The organism is Rhodococcus sp. 5G237, from assembly GCF_053764735.1.
Genome location: NZ_JBSNCD010000011.1, coordinates 92,929 through 112,880, shown reverse-complemented (window position 1 = coordinate 112,880; position 19,952 = coordinate 92,929). Strand labels below are relative to the sequence as shown.

General features: G+C 67.9%; 24 protein-coding genes. 11 read left to right on the top strand and 13 right to left on the bottom strand.

What is annotated here, in order from left to right; translation table 11 throughout:
• Positions 1 to 5: 5 nt before the first annotated feature.
• Both ACWPOC_RS23080 and ACWPOC_RS23075 read right to left on the bottom strand, forming a co-directional pair.
• Positions 6 to 788: a SigB/SigF/SigG family RNA polymerase sigma factor gene (locus tag ACWPOC_RS23080; RefSeq protein ID WP_120280109.1), complete on the bottom strand. Its 783-nt coding sequence runs from the start codon at positions 786 to 788 to the stop codon at positions 6 to 8.
• On the bottom strand, positions 785 to 1,204 hold the full coding sequence (locus ACWPOC_RS23075; RefSeq protein ID WP_026061321.1) for an ATP-binding protein: 420 nt from the start codon (positions 1,202 to 1,204) through the stop codon (positions 785 to 787). Before ACWPOC_RS23075 ends, ACWPOC_RS23080 begins: the two co-directional genes overlap by 4 nt.
• Positions 1,205 to 1,511: 307 nt before the next feature.
• Between ACWPOC_RS23075 and ACWPOC_RS23070 the strand changes: the two genes are divergently transcribed.
• Both ACWPOC_RS23070 and ACWPOC_RS23065 read left to right on the top strand, forming a co-directional pair.
• The gene (locus ACWPOC_RS23070) at positions 1,512 to 1,955 is read left to right on the top strand and encodes an STAS domain-containing protein (RefSeq protein ID WP_120280108.1); all 444 of its coding nucleotides are present in this window, start codon (positions 1,512 to 1,514) and stop codon (positions 1,953 to 1,955) included.
• A gap of 188 nt (positions 1,956 to 2,143) precedes the next feature.
• On the top strand, positions 2,144 to 2,644 hold the full coding sequence (locus ACWPOC_RS23065; RefSeq protein WP_120280107.1) for a hypothetical protein: 501 nt from the start codon (positions 2,144 to 2,146) through the stop codon (positions 2,642 to 2,644).
• A 33-nt stretch (positions 2,645 to 2,677) separates the two neighbouring features.
• On the opposite strand, the gene ACWPOC_RS23060 is transcribed toward ACWPOC_RS23065, so the two are convergent.
• From ACWPOC_RS23060 to ACWPOC_RS23050, 3 genes are all read right to left on the bottom strand, one after another.
• On the bottom strand, positions 2,678 to 3,931 hold the full coding sequence (locus ACWPOC_RS23060) for a glycosyltransferase (protein WP_120280106.1): 1,254 nt from the start codon (positions 3,929 to 3,931) through the stop codon (positions 2,678 to 2,680).
• Positions 3,932 to 4,069: 138 nt separating this feature from the next.
• On the bottom strand, positions 4,070 to 4,426 hold the full coding sequence (locus ACWPOC_RS23055) for a hypothetical protein (RefSeq protein ID WP_019291150.1): 357 nt from the start codon (positions 4,424 to 4,426) through the stop codon (positions 4,070 to 4,072).
• Between the two features lie 89 nt (positions 4,427 to 4,515).
• Positions 4,516 to 5,229: a PAS and ANTAR domain-containing protein gene (locus ACWPOC_RS23050; protein WP_120280105.1), complete on the bottom strand. Its 714-nt coding sequence runs from the start codon at positions 5,227 to 5,229 to the stop codon at positions 4,516 to 4,518.
• Positions 5,230 to 5,400: 171 nt separating this feature from the next.
• Here ACWPOC_RS23050 and ACWPOC_RS23045 point away from each other — a divergent pair, with 171 nt between their 5' ends.
• Positions 5,401 to 5,601: a hypothetical protein gene (locus tag ACWPOC_RS23045; RefSeq protein WP_120283592.1), complete on the top strand. Its 201-nt coding sequence runs from the start codon at positions 5,401 to 5,403 to the stop codon at positions 5,599 to 5,601.
• 115 nt (positions 5,602 to 5,716) lie between these two features.
• Here the strand turns inward: ACWPOC_RS23045 and ACWPOC_RS23040 are convergent, their stop codons facing one another.
• The 4 genes from ACWPOC_RS23040 to ACWPOC_RS23025 all read right to left on the bottom strand — a co-directional run bounded on the left by ACWPOC_RS23040 (position 5,717) and on the right by ACWPOC_RS23025 (position 9,768).
• Positions 5,717 to 7,159 carry a trehalose-6-phosphate synthase gene (locus ACWPOC_RS23040; RefSeq protein WP_120280104.1) on the bottom strand — a complete coding sequence of 481 codons (1,443 nt, stop codon included), beginning with the start codon at positions 7,157 to 7,159 and terminating at the stop codon, positions 5,717 to 5,719.
• A 138-nt stretch (positions 7,160 to 7,297) separates the two neighbouring features.
• Positions 7,298 to 7,444 carry a hypothetical protein gene (locus ACWPOC_RS23035; protein ID WP_174246999.1) on the bottom strand — a complete coding sequence of 49 codons (147 nt, stop codon included), beginning with the start codon at positions 7,442 to 7,444 and terminating at the stop codon, positions 7,298 to 7,300.
• Between the two features lie 104 nt (positions 7,445 to 7,548).
• Complete coding sequence (locus ACWPOC_RS23030; protein ID WP_455409375.1) at positions 7,549 to 8,115, bottom strand: type 1 glutamine amidotransferase domain-containing protein; 567 nt, start codon at positions 8,113 to 8,115, stop codon at positions 7,549 to 7,551.
• 90 nt (positions 8,116 to 8,205) lie between these two features.
• Positions 8,206 to 9,768, bottom strand: coding sequence for an FAD-dependent oxidoreductase (locus ACWPOC_RS23025; protein WP_120280102.1), 1,563 nt, complete (start codon positions 9,766 to 9,768; stop codon positions 8,206 to 8,208).
• Between the two features lie 190 nt (positions 9,769 to 9,958).
• Between ACWPOC_RS23025 and ACWPOC_RS23020 the strand changes: the two genes are divergently transcribed.
• Positions 9,959 to 11,014, top strand: a complete 1,056-nt coding sequence (locus ACWPOC_RS23020) for an alpha/beta hydrolase (RefSeq protein WP_455409374.1) — start codon at positions 9,959 to 9,961, stop codon at positions 11,012 to 11,014.
• Between the two features lie 109 nt (positions 11,015 to 11,123).
• On the opposite strand, the gene surE is transcribed toward ACWPOC_RS23020, so the two are convergent.
• Both surE and ACWPOC_RS23010 read right to left on the bottom strand, forming a co-directional pair.
• A complete protein-coding gene (gene surE / locus ACWPOC_RS23015; RefSeq protein ID WP_120280100.1) occupies positions 11,124 to 11,915 on the bottom strand; it encodes a 5'/3'-nucleotidase SurE in 792 nt (263 codons plus the stop codon).
• Positions 11,912 to 12,871, bottom strand: a complete 960-nt coding sequence (locus ACWPOC_RS23010) for a 1-phosphofructokinase family hexose kinase (RefSeq protein WP_120280099.1) — start codon at positions 12,869 to 12,871, stop codon at positions 11,912 to 11,914. The genes surE and ACWPOC_RS23010 overlap by 4 nt, the downstream gene beginning before the upstream one ends.
• Positions 12,872 to 12,986: 115 nt before the next feature.
• Between ACWPOC_RS23010 and ACWPOC_RS23005 the strand changes: the two genes are divergently transcribed.
• The 4 genes from ACWPOC_RS23005 (at position 12,987) to ACWPOC_RS22990 (ending at position 16,103) form a co-directional block, all read left to right on the top strand.
• Complete coding sequence (locus tag ACWPOC_RS23005; protein ID WP_120280098.1) at positions 12,987 to 13,430, top strand: SRPBCC family protein; 444 nt, start codon at positions 12,987 to 12,989, stop codon at positions 13,428 to 13,430.
• Entirely contained in the window at positions 13,427 to 15,019 is a 1,593-nt protein-coding gene (locus tag ACWPOC_RS23000) for a phytoene desaturase family protein (RefSeq protein ID WP_120280097.1), read from the top strand. The genes ACWPOC_RS23005 and ACWPOC_RS23000 overlap by 4 nt, the downstream gene beginning before the upstream one ends.
• 198 nt (positions 15,020 to 15,217) lie before the next feature.
• Positions 15,218 to 15,844 carry a HemK2/MTQ2 family protein methyltransferase gene (locus ACWPOC_RS22995; RefSeq protein ID WP_120280096.1) on the top strand — a complete coding sequence of 209 codons (627 nt, stop codon included), beginning with the start codon at positions 15,218 to 15,220 and terminating at the stop codon, positions 15,842 to 15,844.
• Positions 15,845 to 15,848: 4 nt separating this feature from the next.
• A complete protein-coding gene (locus ACWPOC_RS22990; protein ID WP_174247000.1) occupies positions 15,849 to 16,103 on the top strand; it encodes a CDGSH iron-sulfur domain-containing protein in 255 nt (84 codons plus the stop codon).
• Positions 16,104 to 16,311: 208 nt separating this feature from the next.
• Here the strand turns inward: ACWPOC_RS22990 and ACWPOC_RS22985 are convergent, their stop codons facing one another.
• Positions 16,312 to 16,467 carry a DUF6131 family protein gene (locus ACWPOC_RS22985; protein ID WP_006552398.1) on the bottom strand — a complete coding sequence of 52 codons (156 nt, stop codon included), beginning with the start codon at positions 16,465 to 16,467 and terminating at the stop codon, positions 16,312 to 16,314.
• Between the two features lie 217 nt (positions 16,468 to 16,684).
• Between ACWPOC_RS22985 and ACWPOC_RS22980 the strand changes: the two genes are divergently transcribed.
• From ACWPOC_RS22980 to ACWPOC_RS22970, 3 genes are all read left to right on the top strand, one after another.
• Positions 16,685 to 17,230 (top strand): Dps family protein, encoded by a 546-nt coding sequence (locus ACWPOC_RS22980; protein WP_059383385.1) that lies wholly within the window; start codon positions 16,685 to 16,687, stop codon positions 17,228 to 17,230.
• Between the two features lie 25 nt (positions 17,231 to 17,255).
• Entirely contained in the window at positions 17,256 to 18,362 is a 1,107-nt protein-coding gene (locus tag ACWPOC_RS22975; protein ID WP_120280095.1) for an NAD-dependent epimerase/dehydratase family protein, read from the top strand.
• Between the two features lie 125 nt (positions 18,363 to 18,487).
• Positions 18,488 to 18,760, top strand: coding sequence for a hypothetical protein (locus ACWPOC_RS22970; protein ID WP_006552395.1), 273 nt, complete (start codon positions 18,488 to 18,490; stop codon positions 18,758 to 18,760).
• Positions 18,761 to 18,837: 77 nt separating this feature from the next.
• Here ACWPOC_RS22970 and ACWPOC_RS22965 read toward each other — a convergent pair whose 3' ends face one another.
• Complete coding sequence (locus ACWPOC_RS22965) at positions 18,838 to 19,857, bottom strand: iron-containing redox enzyme family protein (RefSeq protein WP_120280094.1); 1,020 nt, start codon at positions 19,855 to 19,857, stop codon at positions 18,838 to 18,840.
• Between the last annotated feature and the right edge of the window lie 95 nt (positions 19,858 to 19,952).

Genomic DNA, 19,952 nt, shown 5'->3' with positions numbered 1-19,952 from the left:
ACTCGTCAGAAGTTGTCGCCGAGCTGCTCGCGGAGCTGCGCGAGGGTCTTCGTGAGCAGACGCGACACGTGCATCTGCGAGACACCCACGCGCTCGGCGATCTGCGTCTGCGTCATGTTGCCGAAGAAGCGCAGCAGGACGACCGTGCGTTCACGGGCCGGAAGGGCCTCGAGCAGCGGTCGCAGCGCCTCGTGGTTCTCGACCTCGTCGAGCGCGGTGTCGTAGTCGCCGAGGGTGTCGGCGAGGGTGAGCCCGTCGTCGCCCGACGGGGACGACCGGTCGACCGACACCGTCTGGTAGGCGTTGCCGGCCACGAGACCCTGCAGCACCTCCTCCTGATCGATGCCGAGTTCCTCGGCGAGCTCGGAGGCGGTGGGCGCGCGTCCGAGGCGCTGGGAGAGCTCGGAGGTGGCCTTGCTCAGGGACAGATGCAGTTCCTTCATGCGCCTCGGCACACGAACGGCCCAGCCGGCGTCGCGGAAGTGCCGGCGCACCTCACCCATGATCGTGGGGACCGCGAAGGAGACGAAATCCGAGCCGCGTTCGGGGTCGAACCGGTCGACCGCGTTGACCAGGCCCAGACGCGCCACCTGCAACAGGTCCTCGAAGGCCTCACCACGGCCGTCGAAGCGTCGGGCGATGTGCTCGGCGAGCGGAAGACACCGCTCGACCACTTCGTCGCGGATGCGGACACGACCGGGGTCGTCCTCCTCGAGGGCGAGGAGCGTTCTCAGCGTTTCGGTGACGTCGGCATACTCGTCGCTCGACCTACCCGTGTTGCGCGTCACCGATCGGCGCTGCCTTCGGCGATGGACATGTCGATCGTGGCGCGCGAGTCGTCGCTGGTCACCGAGATGGACTCGGTCAGCGAGTTGAGCACGTGCCATCCGAAGGAGCGCGGCTGCCCGATCGCGGATGCGTCGTTCGTCGGGGCAGACAGGCTGATGTGCAGCAGCGGAAGGGCCGCCCGGAAGGAGCAGGCCAGAACCGCGTCCTCGGGAGCGCCCATGATCAGCCGTGTGGCCGCTTCGTCGACGGCGAGCTTCACGTCCGCCACGGTATCGAGGTCGAAGTCGTGCTGCAGCGCGATCGCGGCGGCTACCGCTCGGAGCACTGCGAGCTGATCGGGATGGGCCTCTACTCGGAGTTCGACTACCGGGGGATTGTGGTCGCGTGCCGATTCGATCGACGCGGATTTTGCCATGAGCCTGATGTCTCCAGTACGGGGAGTGGGGGTACGAGCGGGTCGTGTCTGTCTGGTCGTCGGAGAGATTACCCAGATACCGCGAATTCAATCCATCCGCCGTGACCTGGGCGGGGGTTGGCAACACGCCCGAAATGCACGTTCGACGTGTTGAGTGCCCATGGCCGGTGGACTACTGTTGGGGACAGGTTGAGCACACAGCCGAGAACACGGAAGCGCCATCCCTTGCGGGAGGGTTCCGATCGGTCACCGGTTGTGCCTGTCTCGTCGGTCGCGCTTCCTGCAATTTTCGATGTTGGGAAGTGCTATGACAGTTCCTCAGCGAATTGCCGCACAGGTCGATTCCGCCCCTTCCACGTGGTCGGCTCAGCCGATCAGGTCCGACATTCCCGCACAGCGGGTCGTCGGGGCGGAGTTCAGTGCTCAGAGGATCGAACCGGACCTCGTCTGGATCGACGTACGAGGTGAGATCGACATCCGTAACGCACACGCTCTGCACGCGTTCACCCACCGGCAGCTCGAAGAATCCATCCGTATGGTCGTCGATCTCGGAGCAGTCGAATTCTTCGGTGCGGCGGGGTTGTCGGTCTTCGACGATCTCGACGAACGGGCGCGTGCCCTGAATGTCCGCTGGGCCTTGCTGAGTGGGCGGCCGGTGGAACGGCTGCTCCGGGTCGCCGATGCGGCCATCGCCGCCAAGGCCTGCAAGACACGTGAAGCAGCGCTCGCTGCCGTCGCTCCTATGACCTGAGGGACTCGGGGAGAGCCGACTACGCGGCGTGGCACGCAATCCGCTACGCCCCTCCATACCGTTGCCGTTCGGGATACCCGGGCGGCAACGGTTCGTTCGGGGCCACCTCCGATACACCGATCGGCCCGACCTGCCCGTTTCGTCACTTCGACCCGGGGGAACCCGCTGGTGAACCCGAGGAGGTCGAGATGAGCACGAACGACTGGATTCTGCTGGTGATAGCGGTGGTCGTCGCGTTGGTGGTGCTGGCCGTGCTGGTGTGGACGCTTCGCAACCGGCGTGCCGAGCGACGGCGTGCCGAAGCCGAACGTCTGCGTCGCAGCGTCGAAGAGAACAGGCCCGGTGTCGAACAACGGACCGCGTCGGCCGAACGCACCGAAGCGGAGGCCCGCCGCGTCGCGGCGGAAGCCGAAGCCAAGGCAGCCGAGGCCGAGCGGCTGCGTGCTCGCTCCGAGGACGAACGCCGTACCGCCGAAGCGGCCCGCGCCGAACTCGACGAGCGTCGTCGCCGTGCGGAGGAACTGGATCCCCGTTCCGCAGAGCGTGCCGATCGCGGTGACCACCGCGGGGAATCGGCTCCGGGAACGGCAGGTTCGCCGACGTCGAACTCGGTGCCCGGCGGCGAGGGCCGGATCGGCGATGCCGGCGGGGCGGGTGCGCACCGGAACGATCAGGACTTCCGTCGCTGATCGTTCCGGCGCATGTGCCGAGTTCGACAGGCGCTACTGCACACCGGTCCGTGCGGTCCGGTGTGCAGTACGCCGAACCGGCACACACCGCTCGTAGGCGCGAAGGGTGTCCTCCGCCACGCGATCCCAGGTGTACCGGGCGAGCACGCGGTCGCGTCCGGCGATCCCGAAGGTGGCGCGTGTCGTCGCATCGGAGAGGAGCCGGCGCGCGGCTGCCGCGACGGCCTCGGGGGAACGGGTAGGCACGAGAAGACCGGTGGCGTCGTCGAGCACGGTATCGAGCATTCCTCCGGAAGCGGTCGCGATCACCGGGCGACCACACGACATCGCCTGCAGGGCGAGCATCCCCGACGGATCGTGCCAGGGAGTCGAGACCACGGCGTCGGCGGACAGAAGCAGACCGGGCATCTCGTCCCGACCGACATCGCGTCGGATCCGAACGCGTCCCTGCACACCGCGTACGCGCGCGAGCTTCACGAGACGGGACTTCTCCTGCTCGTCGGATCGACGCGACAGGTACGGGGGAGCGGGATGCGCAGCGATGACGAGTTCGGTATCGGGAATGCCCGCCAGCGCTTCGATGGCGATGTCGAACCCGGAGCCCGGCTCGAGAGGGCCGGCTGCGAGCAGACGATGCTTGCGGGTCCTCGTGGTGTCGGGAGCGGCGGCGGTGCTGTAGTGCGCGGCGTCCACTCCGCTCGGCACAACTGTGGTCCGCGTGCGGGGGAGGCCCATGCGCGCCAGTTCGAACACCTCATCGGAACTCGTCGCGATCATGCGCGTCGCGCCCCGGGCGATAAGTCGCTCCAAGCGGATTCGGTCGCGCGCGGATGCGTCCATCGCCGTCTTCTCCCGGATGCGGTGCTCGACCGTGCCGAGGGAGTGAAAGGTCTGAACCGTGGGAATACCCAGCGAACGGGTGGCGAGCTGGGTGGCCAGACCCGACAGCCAGTAGTGGGCGTGGGTGATGTCCGGTGGCCGCTGACGCCACTCCCGATCCAGAAAGCTCCCGAATTCCCCCATTGCCGAGGCGGTTTCGTCGGGGCGCAGCGGGGACGGCGGTCCTGCCGGTACCTGCACCACCTCGTATCCGCCGGGGGTGGAGATCCGGTCGGGGCCGTCGCGGTCCTCGCGGCGGGTGTAGACCACCACCTCGTGGCCGGCCCCGGCGAGGGCGGAGGACAGTTCGGCCAGGTGGACGTGCAGTCCTTGCGGCGGCGCACCTGCGTGCGCGCCGTGACCGAGCAGGGGATTCACTTGTCCGGCAACCATCGCGATCTTCACCACAGCGGTATTCCCGTGTGTGGTGGGGGATAAACCGGTCACGTCGCGCGGTACGAACCGAAATACGCTGCTGTCCCGCCTGTTCGTTCGTGTGGGGCCGGTGGCTCCGGCCGCTCCGGGGCGGGACGACCGAGCGCCGGATCAGATGATGGCGCGGGCGGAGATGGTGGCGTAGACGACCATCAGCACCAGCAGTACCCATCCTGCACCCTGCCAGATCGGCCAGCGACCGCCGCGCTTCCACGTGCGGTAGGCCGTCAGCAGTGCGCCGAGTCCGCCGAGCAGGAGCACGAGTGTGGGTCCGAAGACCAGGATCTGGCGGGCGGGATCGGTGCACACCGCGAATGCGGCGTCGCTGCAGTCCTGTCCGGAATTCGTGCCCCAGAGGATGGCGACGCCCATCACCACGAGCGCGGCGACGATCACGCCCCCTGCGTACATCGTGGCCTTACGGGCCGTGCGGGGGTCGTTCCAACGTTTCTCCACATCCTGGGTCATGGCTCTCCTCACGTCGAAGGGCGCGCATGCGCAGTGACCGGCGCGGTGCCGGGCGCGACTCCACCTTCGGGTACCCCCGAGCAGGTCGCTCAATCGAGATGTGCAGTGGGTCGCTCGGTCGGGGACGGGAGTGGGTCGCCCGATCGGATTCGTTGGTGAACAGTGAGGAACAGGTGATCGAAACGGCCGCGGAACTCTTCGAGGATCCCGGGGGTGGTCGAGATCTCGTGTACGAGCCGTTCGGCGAGTGCGCGCAGCTTGACGTTCGTCTCCTGGGAACGCCACGCCAGGATCTCGAACGCGCGCTCGGCCGGGATCGTGTATGCCAGCATGAGAGCACCCTTGGCCTGTTCGATGACGGCGCGGGCGTCCGCCAAGGACGACATCGCGGCGTCGACCGCTGCCCGCAGGTCCTCCTCGAGGGCATCGGTCAGGTCGAGATAGAACCCCGACGTGCCGAGAACCGTGCCGTCGTCGTCCACGAGGCGATCGCCGATCACGACGACATGCCTGACCGTGCCCCGGGTGTCGACGATCCGGTGCCGGCTGCTGAAGGGCTCACCCGTGGTGCGTACGGAGGTGAGGAGGGTCGCAATATCGTCCCGGTCGTCGGGGTGCTTGTGCCGGAGGACGAGCTCGGTCGTGGGTTCGACGGTGCCCGGTTCGTAGCCGTGTATGCGGGCGACGGAAGCCGACCATTCCCACGAGTCGTCGGTCGACAGGTACCGGAAACTGCCGACGTGCCGGGAGACGTCGTCGGCGAGGATCCGGCTCAACGCTTCATCGGTGGGCGAATCGGTCATAAGAATGATTATGCCGTTACTCCCACAGGATGTTTCAGACCCCGGAGGTACGGATGAGAGATGTTGCGTCCGTTACGACCGGATCATGTTCCTCGGTGCGTTTGTTCGGTTTCCGTCTCGGGTACTGCTACCCGGCCGGACGGTCCGGCGTATGGGACGGATCGAGGTGAGATCGTGCGATTGTTGAGTCTCGTGGTCCTGGTCTGGTTGATCATCGGTGCGGTGGCGGCCGGTCAGCGCGGCTACTTCAGCGACTCGGACCAGAACTGCAGCAGTCTCGCGACGGTGGCGGTCACGGTGGTGGCCGGGCCGCTCAACTATGCGGGCGTCAATCCCGAGATCGAGTGCGAGGTGCCGCAGCCGAGTCAGTAGGTCTGCATTCCTTCGGGTCTGCAGCTCGTCGAGGTTCAGGGCACGCGGGTCCCTTCCCGGTAAGCGTTGGAGAGGGACCCGCGGCCCGGCTTTCGGTGGCCCGACTTTCGGTGGCCTAGCTTTCGGAGGCCGCGACGTGCGCACCCGAGGTGGCCCGCAGGTCCTCGAGGAAGGTACGCGACCAGCGGGCGACGTCGTGCTCCATGACGTGCGCGTGCATGGTCTTCATTCGCCTCTTCCGTTCGGCGGGGTCCTCCTCGATCGCCTCTACGATCGCGCGCTTGACGCCTTCGAGATCGTGCGGGTTGACGAGGAGGGCGCGACGGAGTTCCGCTGCCGCCCCGGCGAATTCGCTGAGCACCAGTGAACCGCTGCCGTCGCCGTGGCAGGCGACGTACTCCTTGGCGACGAGGTTCATGCCGTCGCGCAGGGGAGTGACCAGCATGACGTCGGCGCCGGCGTACATCGCGAGGAGTTCGTCGCGGTCGACCGAGGCGTGGAGGTAGTGGACGACGGGCGAACCGAGGCGGGCGAACTCGCCGTTGATCCGGCCGACTTCGCGCTCCACCTGGTCGCGGAGTTGTGCGTACGCCGTCAACCGCTCGCGACTCGGCGTGGCCAACTGCACCATCACGACCTTCTCGGGATCGAGGGTGCCTTCGGCGAACAGCTCGTACAGAGCCTCGAGGCGTACGTCGATTCCCTTGGTGTAGTCGAGACGGTCGACGCCGAGCAGCATGACCTCCGGATCGCCCAGATCCCTGCGGATCTCGGCAGCGCGCTCTCGAATGTCCTTGTCTCCGGAACGTTCCCGGAGCTGCGCGGCGTCGATGGAGATCGGGTAGGCGTCGACGCGGACCTGCCGGTCGCCGAGATCGATGGTGCCACCGGACGAGGTCCCGCGCGGTGCCGGAAGTCCGAAGAGCCGGTTGGCGAGGTAGACGAAGTTCTGTGCCCCACCGGGGAGATGGAAACCGACGAGATCGGCGCCGAGCAGACCGTCGACGATCGCCTTCCGCCACGGCAACTGCAGGAACAGCTCGGTGGGCGGGAAGGGGATGTGGAGGAAGAAGCCGATGGTGACGTCGGGCCGGAGCTCGCGCAGCATCCGGGGAACGAGCTGGAGCTGGTAGTCGTGCACCCACACCGTCGCCCCGGGGGCGGCGGCGCGCGCCGCGGCCTCGGCGAATCGCTTGTTGACCGCGCGGTAGGTACGCCACCAGCGGCGATCGAAGGTGGGTGGGATGAGCGCGTCGTGATAGAGCGGCCACAGGGTGTCGTTCGAGAAACCCTCGTAGTACTCCTCGACCTCCTGGGCGGACAACTCCACCGGATACAGCGAGAGTCCGTCCTCCTCGAAGGGTTCGACCGTCACGTCGGGAGTGCCGGGCCAACCGACCCAGGCACCGCCGCTTGACCTCAGGACGGTCTCCATGGCGGTCACCAGACCGCCGGGGCTGCGTCGCCAGACCGGCGGACCGCCGTCGGTCGGCGTCTCCAGATCCACCGGCAAACGGTTGGCGACCACGACGAAATCGTCGGAGTTCGTTTCGTTCATAATCCCGCCTTCTTGAAACTGCCTCACGGCGAACCAATCCCAAATGTTCGAAATCGACTACTTCTTGTTATCAAGGCGGGTAGGTGGCCGCAAACCGCGAGCGCTGCTGTGGGCCGTCGACCAGCGGTTCTTCGGAGATCAGCTTTCGCTCGGGACGGGAGCGGCCGGGTTGTCGAACATTTCGTCGATGCGCTTCTTGATTTCCGCGGTACTGAATCGCACGCCCTGGGGGAGGGCCGCGGAGGGAGAGGTAGTGGCGCCGGTAACGGGGCTCTGCTCGAGCATCGTCGAGGTCCTTTCGACAAGCAGGTGGGGACGGACCGAGACCTCTGCGGTCGCGGTCGGTGAGGGAAAGAGGATCGGCCGGCGTGGTGCGCGGCCCGAGGAACTCAGCTCGCGGGGTTCGCGGCGAAGAGGTCGACGAGTGCCTTGCAGAATGCCGGCAGGTCGCCGGGATTGCGGCTCGAGACGAGGTTGCGATCGACGACCACCTCCTGATCGACGACATTTCCGCCGGCGTTGTGGATATCGGTACGAACGCTCGGGTACGACGTGAGGGTGCGGTCGCGCACCACGTCGGCCTCGACGAGTGTCCACGGCCCGTGACAGATCACCCCGACCGGACGCCCGGAGGTGACGAACTCCCGCACGAACGACACGGCCTTGTCGTCCTGGCGCAGCTGATCGGGATTCGTGGTTCCACCGGGAAGCACCAGGCCGTCGAAGTCGCCGGGGGCTACCTCCGAGACGAGGTGATCGACGGTGTACTTCCCTGCGGCGTTGACGTCCTTCTCCATGGCCTGGATCTCGCCCTGCTCGATCGAAACGAGTCGGACGGTGGCGCCCTCGTCCTCGAGAGCTTTACGCGGCTCGACGAGCTCGACCTCCTCGACTCCGTTCGTCGCGAGAATTGCGACGGTCAGTCCGGACAGTCGTGCCCCATCGGCGGAATTCATGTTCGTGTGTCCTTTCTCGGCTGCTGTCAGAACTACCCGGCTCGGGTGGGCGTGAAACGCGGGCTCTCACGCCTTCTTCCACCCGCGGCGTCACCTGGGGGAGAGGTTGCCGGTAGCGGGGCCCTCCAGCAGAGCGCCGTCGGCGGCGAATCGGGAGCCGTGCAGCGGGCAGTCCCACGACGACTCCGCGTCGTTCCACCGCAGGATTCCGCCGAGGTGCGGGCAGACCGCGCTCACGCGGTGCGTCCGGCCGTCGACCGTGGACACGCCGACGGGACGTCCGCAACTGCGTACCACCCGTCCCTGTCCTTCTTCCGGCTCCGATCCGGAGGACGTCGCGGCCTGCAGCCAGCCCTTGGCCATGTGCAATGCGACGGTGGCATTGAGCTTGGCTGCGGTGGGAGTGCCGGTCACCAGTTCGGTGCGCCAGGCCGCCATGGCGGGCGCCCACGCCTCGACCTCGGGATCCGGCGACTCCGAGAACCGGGACGCGATGATGTGGGCCGCCGCGACCCCGCCGGTCATGCCCCACTTGCCGAAGCCGGTCGCCACCCAGATCCGGTCGGCGCCGGGCAGGACGGGCCCGACCTCGGGGAGGCTGTCCATGTTCGTGTAGTCCTGCGCCGACCAGCGGTACAGCTCGTGGGCGCCGGGGAACGTCCGCTGAGTCCACCGCAGCAGGTCGTCGTACGCGGAACGGGTCGAATCGTGCCGGCCGACGACGTGCCCGTTGCCGCCGACGAGCAGCAGCCGGTCCGCCGACGAGGACGTTCCCACCGCGGAGGCGGTGCGGAGCGATCGGGTGGGACTGTCGGCGGACAGGAACATCCCCTCCGGAGGCCCACCGGGCACCTCGACGGCGATGGAGTACGAGCGATCGGGTTCCAGACGGGCGAAGAACGCGCCACGGTCGAGGATGGGGATGCCGGTCGCGAGTACCACGCGATCTGCACGGATGTCGCCGTCGTCGGTGCGGACGATGCATCCTGCGTCCTCGGTGTCCACGGTCTTCACGCGACGCCCGACGAACACCTCGGCGCCGACCGTGCGTGCCCGGTCGACCGCCGTGAACAGTATGGGCATGGGATCGACCTGCACCTGGTCCGGGATGGTGACCGCCGCGGCCACGCCGAAGGGCAGGGGGATCTCGCCGACCCGTTCGGCCGGCAGTCCGGCGGCGCGGCAGTGGTGGTACTCCGCATCGATCATGCTCACATTCGAGGGGTCCTGCGCATAGGTATAGGCGTCCGCACGATCGAAGTCGAGTCCGTGCCGCGTGCAGAAGTCGACCACCCACCGTTGCGCCGCGAGGGTGCCGTCGACGTATCCCTGACGGATCGCCCCGGAATGTCTGCGGCCGATCTGCGACAGGCGCGTGCCCTGCAGGACGCTCACCTTGCCGGTGGTGTTTCCGGTGGTCACGGCCCCGATGTCCCGGGCTTCGACCACCGCGACGCGCAGTCCCCGTTCGGCGAGGAGCAGGGCGGTCACGGTGCCCGTGATCCCGGCACCGACGACCACGACGTCGTAGCGCTCCCGGCGGGCCGTCCAGTCGTCGTACAGCTCGGTCCGGTCGTACAGCGCAGTCCGGTCGGACATCGCGGTCCGTGAAGCGCGATCCCGCCAGAGGGACACCGTGGTCTCGGTAGGCATACGCGCTGGTTACCCTCCCCGACCGGGTCGGTAAACGGGTCCTGTAAGAGGGCGTAGCACCCGACTTTTCCGGTTCGTTGCCCGAAACCGGGTGTTTCGATTCCGGACAAGCGTGGGTAAACCGCAGTACCACGCCTCGTAAGACGAAAGAAATCAACCGGTTTCGTGGGGTGATCCACGGGAGGTTCCAGTGCTGTCTTCGGAGATCGACGACTTCGGTGGATGTGAGGGCGTCAGCCGCACCCACCGAGGCGGTAGCGTGCGCTCCCGAGTCGTTCGGGGCGCGGTGCGTGCACTCGCGAAGCCGGTCGTCGGGGCATGGATGGCCCGGCCGGACCTCGCGTGGCCACTGTCGGTCGTCGACGGCGCTGCGTCCCTGCTCCCCAAGCCCTCCGGGGCGCAGTACGTGGACGTCGACCTGGGCACGTGCAGTGCCGAGTGGATCCGCGCGGAAGGGCGATCGACCAAGCGCGCGGTGCTGTATCTCCACGGCGGCGCTTTCCTGATGTGCGGACTGAACACTCACCGTTCGCTCGCCGTGAGCCTGTCGGATCGCGCCGACGGCGCGGTTCTCAGCGTCGACTACCGGATGCTGCCGAACGCTCCCATCGCGCACGCGGTGAACGACGCGGTACGCGGCTACGAGTGGTTGTGCGAGAAGGGCTATCGCGGAGAGGACATCGTCATCGCAGGCGACTCCGCCGGTGGATACCTGTCGTTCATGACGGCCCTGGCCATCGCGGAATCCGACCTGCCCCGACCGGCTGGAATCGTCGCGCTGTCGCCGCTGGTCGACCTCGATTCGGATCGTCGCGCCGAACACGACATGCAGGCGGCCTGCCCCATGTTCCCCGGATCGGCGGTGCAGTCGCTCGTGCGCTATATCGAGGGCACTCATACCCGCCTGACCGTCGACGGGGAGCCCGGACCACTGATGTGCCCGCTGGACAACGACCTCAGTGTGCTGCCCCCGGTGATGATCCACGCCGGTCACGACGAATTGCTGCGCAGCGACGCCGAATCCATGGCTCGGGCCGTGCGGGAGGCCGGCGTGAGCTGCGACCTCCACTTGTGGCGACACCAGGTGCATGCGTTCCCGATCTTCGCCGACAGTCTTCCCGAGAGTCGGCGCGCGCTTGCCGAGGCCGGCAGGTTCGTGCAGTCCGTGACGGACACGGCCGGTCGTACGGAACGGTCCGTCGTGACGCCGATTCCCGGCTTCGTCTCGAATTCCGCAGTGGCCTGAGAGCCGCAGTGGCCTGAGAACCGCAGTGGCCTGAGAATCGCAGAGCCTGAGTCTTTTTGACGGTCGGGACCGCTCGGTCACGGCGTCCGTGACCGAGCGGGATCCGAGCCTACTGCTGTGAACTGTCCGAGTGGGCGAACTCCAGAGTGCCGAGATCGGCCTCCGCCACCTCGAAAGGCATCGTCAGCACGGTCGCGGTCGCCCACCCCTGACACACGAGAACGGCGTCGCTGTCGTTGGATTCGTCGAGTTCGACCGCCCGGAAGGTGATCGGCAGGGCGCGGGAGATGTCGCCGTCGTCCTCGACCTCCCCGATCTCCGCCTGGACGGCACCGAACTCCGCCAGCGGGGCGCTGCGCAATCCGCGCAACTCGTGGACGGGTATGTCGGGGATGTTGACGTTGAGAACCGCACCCGGACGGCTGTGTTCGATCGCCCAGTCGAGAGCGCGACGTGCCACCAGTTCGGCGGTCTCCCATTGCGAGGGAGCGGTGCCGTTGAGCGAGAACGCAACTGCGCGAGCGCCGTGGCTGGCAGCGGTCAGCGCCGCACCGACCGTGCCCGAGTGCAGGATCGCGTGACCGGTGTTGGGACCCAGGTTGATTCCGGACAGCACGATGTCCGGTGCCGTCCCGAACGCGCCGTACGAGGCGAGGAAGGTGATCAGCGCCGGAGAGGCTTCCACCGCATAGGATTCCACCTCGGGCAGGTCGTCGAGCGGGCGACGGCTCAGCAGGAGCTTTCCTTCGTCCTGGAGAGCGGTCAGCGATGCACTCGCACCGCTGCGCTCGACATGGGGCGCCGCGACCTGCACGTCGAGACCTGCTTCGACGGCGATCCGGGCGAGCAGCGCCAGACCGGGGCTGTCGATGCCGTCGTCGTTGACGATCAGTGCTCTCATGAACGCTTCCCCTTCAACTTCCGGACCTCCACCTTCTCGGCCATCTTCTCGACCGCGGCTCGATGTCCCGTCGCCAGCCCGCGACGCGTGACGTTGACCGCGCCTGCTGCGGCGCCGAGACGCAGCGCGTCCTCGAACTTCGCGCCCGCGGCATAGGCCGACGCGATACCCGCTGTCATCGAATCACCGGCGCCGTGATGGTCCACCGTCTGCACCGAGGGCGCCTCCACCTCCCAGATGGTCCCGTTGTCCAGTGCGATCGCCGGATCACCGGCCCGCGAGATCACCACCGACGCGGCACCTTCGTCGTGGAGACGGTGCATGGCCTCGACGAGATCGTCGAGGTCCTCGGACTTCGCGCGACCGTCCTCGATGAGATCCTCGTGGCTCACCTTCAGTACGGTCACCCCGCCTTCGAGGGCCGCACCGAGGGTGGGGCCGGACAGATCGGCGACGACCGGGATGCCGAGGGCGCCCAGATCCGAGCACAGTCGCGTGTACACCTCGGTCGGCACGGCGTCGTCGCAGTGCGGTCCACCCAGCATCGCGACCTTCGCGCACATCGCGGACGCCAGCGACGCGCTGAACAGATCATCGGTTTCGTGCCGGGTGAGCGTGGGCGGATCGATCTCCACGATCTCCTTCCGTTCGCCCTCGCGACGGTCGTGGATGTAGGAACCGTTGGGCGACGCGGTCTCCACGGCGTGCACCGTCACGCCTTCGCGGTTCATCATGTCGACGAGGATCGTGCCGGACTCGCCGCCGAACGGTCCGCACAGGTGCACGTCCATTCCCAGGGTCGATGCCATGCGGCCGATCCAGAATCCCTGCCCGCCGGGGTGGACGTGCAATTCGGTGCTTCCGTCGGGTGCCTTCTCGAGTGTCACCGTGAGGAGCGGGGACGGTGCGAAGACGAAGGCGTACGGGTTCGAGGAGGGGGTGTTCTCGGCTTCCATGCCCGCCGGGATACCCCCTCCGAACAGCGATGACACCCGACGTCGTGTGACACCTACGGTGGCGGGGTATGCGTCTGCCGCAAGCGAGCTGTCGTCCAGGGGATGAGGAGCGGGCATGGCCAGGATCGCGACGATCGAGACTTCGGTGGCGCCGGCACGAGTGTGGGAGATCCTCGCCGACGGCTGGCGGTACGCAGCGTGGGTGGTGGGGGCGTCCCGCATCCGGGCCGTCGACCCGGCCTGGCCGCAACGGGACACCCGGATCCATCATTCGGTGGGTCTGTGGCCTCTCCTGCTCGACGACCACACCGAGGTCCGCGAGGTGGTGCCCGAACGGCAACTGGTGCTGCGCGCACGTGCCTGGCTGTTCGGCAAGGCGGAGATCGCGATCTCGCTCGAACCCACCCACGACGGCGGCACCCGCATCACGATGGCCGAACACGTCGTCGAAGGGCCGTACGCCCTCGTCCCCGATCGTGTACAGGAGGAAATGGTGTTGCCACGGAACCAGGAATGCCTGAGACGGCTGGTGCTGCTCGCCGAAGGCGCCACCGAATGAGCGACGCGACGGTCGATGCGGTCGTCATCGGTGCCGGACCCAACGGTCTGACCGCTGCCGCGGTGCTCGCCGACGCCGGATGGGACGTCCTCGTGCTGGAGGAGCAACCCGAACCCGGCGGAGCGGTGCGCAGCGCAGAACTCCACCCGGGATACTGCGCCGATCTGTTCAGCGCGTTCTATCCGCTCGGTGTCGCCTCACCGGCCTTCCAGGCCCTCGATCTCGCGTCGCACGGCCTCCGCTGGGCGCGTTCCCCGAAGGCCTTCGGCCACCCGCTCGGCCCCGACGACGAGGACGCGATCGTCGTCTCTCCGGATCCGACCGACACGGCGGCCGACCTCGAGCGTCGCTGCGTCGGTGACGGGGAAGCGTGGCTTGCGCTGTTCGACCAGTGGAAGCAGGTACGCGGCGCGCTGCTCGAACTGCTCCTCGGCCCGTTCCCGCCCGTCCGGGGTTCCGTGGACCTGCTGCGCACGATGAAGACGGGAGATCTGCTGCGCTACGCGCGCATGCTCGCGCTGCCCGTCACCCGGATGTCGTCCGAGTTGTTCGGCGGTTCGGCGGCGCGGCTGCTGCTCCTGGGCAACGCCATGCATGCCGACACACCGCCCGAGGCGCCCGGCAGCGGCGTCATGGGCTACATGCTCACGATGCTCGCGCAGGACGTCGGATTCCCCGCGCCGGTCGGCGGCGCGGGAGCGCTCACCGACGCACTGGTCCGTCGCGGCGCCTCGGCAGGTGCCCAGTTGCGGTGCGACTCGCCGGTCGTCGGTGTGGAGGTGCAGGGCGGGAAGGTCTCCGCAGTCCGGACCGCCGGCGGCGAGCGGGTGAAGGTGCGACGCGCCGTCCTCGCCGACACTTCGGCCCCGGCCCTGTACACGCGGCTCCTCCCGGCCGACGCCGTCGGGTCGCGGGTACTCGACGACCTGCGCAAGTTCGAATGGGACACCCCGGTCGTGAAGGTGAACTACGCGCTCGACGGCCGCGTGCCGTGGCGTTCGCCCTCGTTGAGCGGGGCCGGCACGGTGCACGTCGGTGCCGATACGGACGCGATGATCCGGTGGTCGGCCGATCTGTCCACCGGGGTCGTCCCCGAGTCGCCCTTCCTGCTCTTCGGGCAGATGACGACGACCGACGCGACGCGGTCGCCCGAGGGAACCGAAAGTTGCTGGGCCTACACACATCTGCCGCGGGGCATCACCGACGACGCGTCCGCCGACCACCTCGCCGAACGCGTCGACGCGCAACTCGAGGCCTACGCACCGGGTTTCGGTGCGCGCGTGGTCGGCCGGCACGTCCAGCGACCCGGCGACCTCGAAGCGGCCGACGCGAATCTCGTCGGCGGAGCCGTCAACGGTGGAACCGCGCAGGTCCACCAGCAGTTGTTCCTGCGGCCCACTCCCGGTTTCGGCGGACCGCGAACCCCGGTCGAAGGGGTGTATCTCGCCAGCTCGGGTGCGCATCCGGGCGGGGGAGTCCACGGCATGGGCGGCTGGAACGCCGCTCATGCCGCACTCGCGGACGACAAACGCACCGCTCCGGTGACCCGACGCGTGCGAAATGCCGCTCGCCGGGTGCTGTTCTCGTGACAGTCGGCCCTCCCTCGCGGAACGGTGGCGTGTTTCACACGGAAGTCGCGCGGGTATCCGCCCGCGAACGGACGGATCCGGGTCTTCGGCCCGGGGTGGTGGAGATGCCGTCGAACTCGAGATACGAGGTGGTGTGACGTGACAGCTTCCCTGGCGCTGGACGGATCGGATTCGCCGCGGGTATGGCGTCTTCCGGGGGTGTACCGCCCCCAGGAGGATTCGTATCTGCTCGCAGGCGCGCTTGCGGACGCAGGCGGTACGAAGGGTGCGAAGGTACTCGACTTCTGCACGGGGACAGGATTTCTGGCGGTGAACGCCGCCATGCTCGGTGCTTCCTCGGTGACGGCCTTCGACATCAACCCGCGAGCGGTGTTCAGTGCCCGCGTCAACGCGTGGTCGCGCCGGCTGCCGATCCGTGCCCGGCAGGGAGGCCTGGACGCGGCGTTGCGCCACGGTCCGTTCGACATCGTGTTGTCGAATCCGCCGTACGTTCCGTGCGACGGGGAGAACCGCGACCCGCGTTGGGATGCCGGCGCCGACGGTCGCTGCGTGCTCGATCCGTTGTGCGACAGCCTGCCCACCCTGCTCACGCCCGGCGGATTCGCGCTGATCGTGCACTCCGAGTTCACCGGTGTGGAGGCGACACTGTCCCGGCTGCGCGACGCGGATCTCAAGGCATCCGTCGTGGCCCGCAGCCGTATTCCCTTCGGACCGGTCCTTCGCAGCCGCACGGACTATCTGTACTCGTCGCAGCTGGCGGAGCCGGGGGCACTGACCGAGGAGGTGGTCGTCGTTCGCGCCGATCGCCCCCGCACGAGGAGTTGAGAACGTGAGCAGGGCACCGAAGATCACGCAGCTCACCGCCGACGGGGAGTGCGAAGCACGGGTCGTGCGGCAGGTGAGGGGTGGTCCGACCCTCGTCGAGGGCCCGGTGCGGATCGTCGAGGACGACGGCGCCGAGACGGTCTCGGACCGTTTCGTGGTGGCCGTGTGCCGGTGTCACCGCAGCGCCCTGTACCCCCTCTGCGACACCAGCCATCGCGCCCTCCGTACGCCGAAGGCGGCGGCGCGCACCGACACCTAGTCACCGGACAAACCTGCCGGTCCGGGCCGGTCCCTGCACAGGGGCCGGCCCGGACGTCGTTCCGGAACCGGTCGACCGGCCGGCCTGTCTATCGGGACAGGGTCGTAGGGATCCGGAAACGACGAATCCCGGGTGCCGTGAGCACCCGGGATCCGCGGTTCTGCCTCGTGCCGGACGTCTCCTTCCGGCACGGACGATCGACAGGGGGTCAGTACCAGTGCGCGCGTCCGCCGATCGCCCGGCCCGTCGCACCCAGGATCGCAAGGATCACGCCGATCACCAGAAGTATCACTCCGAGTGTGGTGAGGATCGAGATACCCGTGAAGAACCCCACCACCAACAGAATCAGACCCAGAATGATCATTGTCGCCACCTCAGATGTCATGACCGAAACCTGGAAGCCTCGGTGCCCGGCGATCGAATAACCGGGTTGGTCCGTTTCCAAACGTTTGTGACTCGCCGAATCCGGACAAATTCTTCCATGCAGGTCACGGGACGTCCGGCGCGCCCGGATGTTTGAATTCCACCGTGCCTCGGGTATCCGCCTTCCGACACACCCGAGAGCATTCTGGAGGAAGAATATGTCGAACTCGAGCTACACGGTTCCCGGTCTGAGCGATGCCGACGGCTCGCGCACCGCGCAGATTCTCCAGGAGCGCCTGAGTGCCTACAACGACTTGCACCTCACGCTGAAGCACATCCACTGGAACGTCGTCGGCCCGAACTTCATCGGCGTCCACGAGATGATCGATCCGCAGGTCGAACTCGTGCGCGGATACGCGGACGAGGTCGCCGAGCGTATCGCCGCGCTCGGTGCGTCGCCCAAGGGCACGCCGGGCGCCATCGAGAAGAACCGCACGTGGGACGACTACTCGGTCGGCCGCGACACCGCGCAGGCGCACCTCGCCGCGCTGGACCTCGTCTACGACGGCATCATCACCGACAACCGCAAGGCGATCGACGAGGTCGGCAAGCTCGACCCGATCACCGAGGACGTCCTGATCGGCCAGACCGGCCAGCTGGAGAAGTTCCAGTGGTTCGTCCGCGCCCACCTCGAGAACGCTGCCGGTACTCTCCCGAACGCCGATGCGCAGACGGAGAAGGACGCAGCGGAATCGGCCCGCTGACCGGGACACTCGGACGATACCGACGATGCCGATGGCTTCCACATCCCGAACCGGTCTGCCACGACGCATCGTCGTCACCGGAGCGAGCGGAAATGTCGGCACGGCGCTCCTGCGCCGGCTGGCCGCTCATCCCGCACAACTCGATATCGTCGCGATCGCGCGCCGGATTCCCCCGGCGCGCGATCCGTATGCGGTGGCGAAGTGGTGCGCCGTGGACCTCGCGGCTCCCGACGCCGCCCGCATCCTGACTCCGATCTTCGCGGAGGTCGACGCCGTCGTGCATCTGGCCTGGGGATTCCAGCCCTCGCACCGTCGCGACTATCTCCGGCGGGTGGCGGTGGACGGCACCCGCGCCGTCATGACGGCCGCCGCCGACGCCGGTGTCGCACACGTGATCCACATGTCCTCCGCCGCCGTGTACTCCGACGGCGCCTACGGTCGGGAGGTCGACGAGTCGTGGGCCCGCGAAGGCGTGCCCACCTGTGTGTACAGCGTCGACAAGGTTGCGGCGGAGACATTCCTCGACGACTTCGAGTCCGGCACGAACGTGCCCGTCCTCACCCGTTTCCGCCCGGGATTCATCGGGCAACTCGTCTCCGGCTCCGGTCTCGAACGCTACGTGCTGCCCGAGTTCGTGCCCGCCGGCATCACGAACCATCTGCCGTTGATCCCGATCGATCACGGGCTCGCCATCCCCGCCGTGCACTCCGACGATGTAGCGGACGCGCTGGTCGCAGCGCTCGAGCGACGGGTGCCCGGTCCGTTCAACCTGGGAGCACCGACCCCGGTGGGAGCGCGGGACTTCGCCGCTCCGTTCGACTGCCCGACGATTCCCGTGCCGCGATGGGGTCTGTCGGCGCTCGCCGAAGCGACCTGGCGCCTACGGTTGCAACCGGTGCAGGGCGGCTGGATCGACCTGGCCTACACCTGCCCGATGCTCGACTGCAGCAGGGCCCGCGAGGAACTCGGATGGTCGCCGAAGTACGACGGTCCCGAGGTATGGTCCGAGACGGTGCGCGGCATGCGCAGCGCAACGGGCACCGACAGCCCCGTCCTCTCTCCGCGCAGCGCGCGCGAACGACTCGCCGCGCTCGTCGAACGTGGACCCATCGGCCGGCGGATCCCGCCGTAATACTCTCGGCCGCAACGCTCTCCTGCGCAGAGCCATCCGCCGCCCTCCGCCGTCCCTGCTGGGTCGTGGAGGGCTGGTTCGTGGAGGGCTGGTTTCATGGAGGGCCGGATGCGGTATCCACCACCATGACGAAACCATCGAATCGAGCTCACGCTCCCACCACTGCGTCCCGAGCTTCGGGCTGGGTCGGATACGCCTGCATCCTCGCGGGGATCGCTGTCGTCGCTCTCGTCCTCTACGCGGCGGGCGACGGATTCGAGGGATGGGTGATCGTCGGAGCCATCGCTGCGGCCGTGCTCATCGTCGTCGGCGTGGTGATGTCCGCGCTCAACCTCCGTCGACGCCGCCTCCGCGGGTCCGGCGGTACCCCCACGCACGAACCCGGCCTCATCGACTGAGCCGGGACCCCGGCGCCGACGAGGGAGCCCCGGGACGCACTGTCCCGGGGCTCCCCTCGCTGTCTCGTACCCGAGCGTCAGGCCGGTGCCTCCGCCGACGCGAGGAGCGAGCTGCGACCGGCGGCCCAGCTGCCCAGCAGATGGCTTCCGAGCCGGCCCTCGAGGAACTCGATGGCCTGCGCACCGAACGAGATGTCCTGCGCCCGAGCCGGATCCTGTTCGACCATGTAACCCACCACGTCGTGCCGCAGGACGAGCTCGTGGACAGCGTCGGCCTCGATGTGCTCGGAGTAGAAGAGGACGCACGCGTCGTCGGCGCCCAGACGCTCGAGAGCCTCGACCATGCGGCCGGCGCTGGGAGCGGTGGTGATCTCGGCCGCGGCGAACATCCCGACCAGCATCGGCGTATACGCGCGGTGCAGACCGCACAACGACATGAAGTTCACCGTTGCAAGGGTGACGGCGGGAACGACGTCGAGATAGCCCAGATAGTCGTCCTTCAGGCCGGCGGCGAGCAACAGGTCGGCGAACAACCGCGAGTGCATGCGCTCGGCCCGACCTCCGCCGTACTCGTCGAACTCGACAGCGACCAGCGCCGCCTTGGCGCGACCGGACAGTCGCGGGATCGCGAGGGCGTGCGGGTCCGCTTCCTTGAGGTGGTAGATCGAGCGATGGACGAAGAACTCGCGCATCATCTCCCACGTGCCGTTCGCGGCGAGCTCGTGGGAGACACCCCACGAGTCGTCCGGCTCGCGGCACAGGTCCTCGAGGACACCCTGCGGATCGTCGGAAGCCGGGACGTCGGCGCGCAGCCGATCGAGGAAGATGCGCTCGAGACGCGCCCGGACCCCGAGCGGGCCCGGTGCCCATTCCCAGGCGGGATCGACGCCCGCGAACCCCCGGTAGTGGAGCTCGTAGAGAACGGCCAGAGCGAGTTGGACGTCCTCGCCGTAGGCATCCGCGCCGTCGGTCGCGACGTCCCACACGGCATCGTCCACCGGGCCGCCGAGTCGCTCGACGATCTCGGCGGAGATGGGGCCGCGGGGCGTGGGAAGCGGAGCGTCGTGCACGTCGCACATCCGGGTCTCATGAGCCATATGCCGGGGTTACCCTCTCGGAGCAGTACAGAAACGACCCGTCGGTCGGTGCAGAAGCGACCCCTCGGTCGGTGCGGACCGGGGAAAAGGGCGTG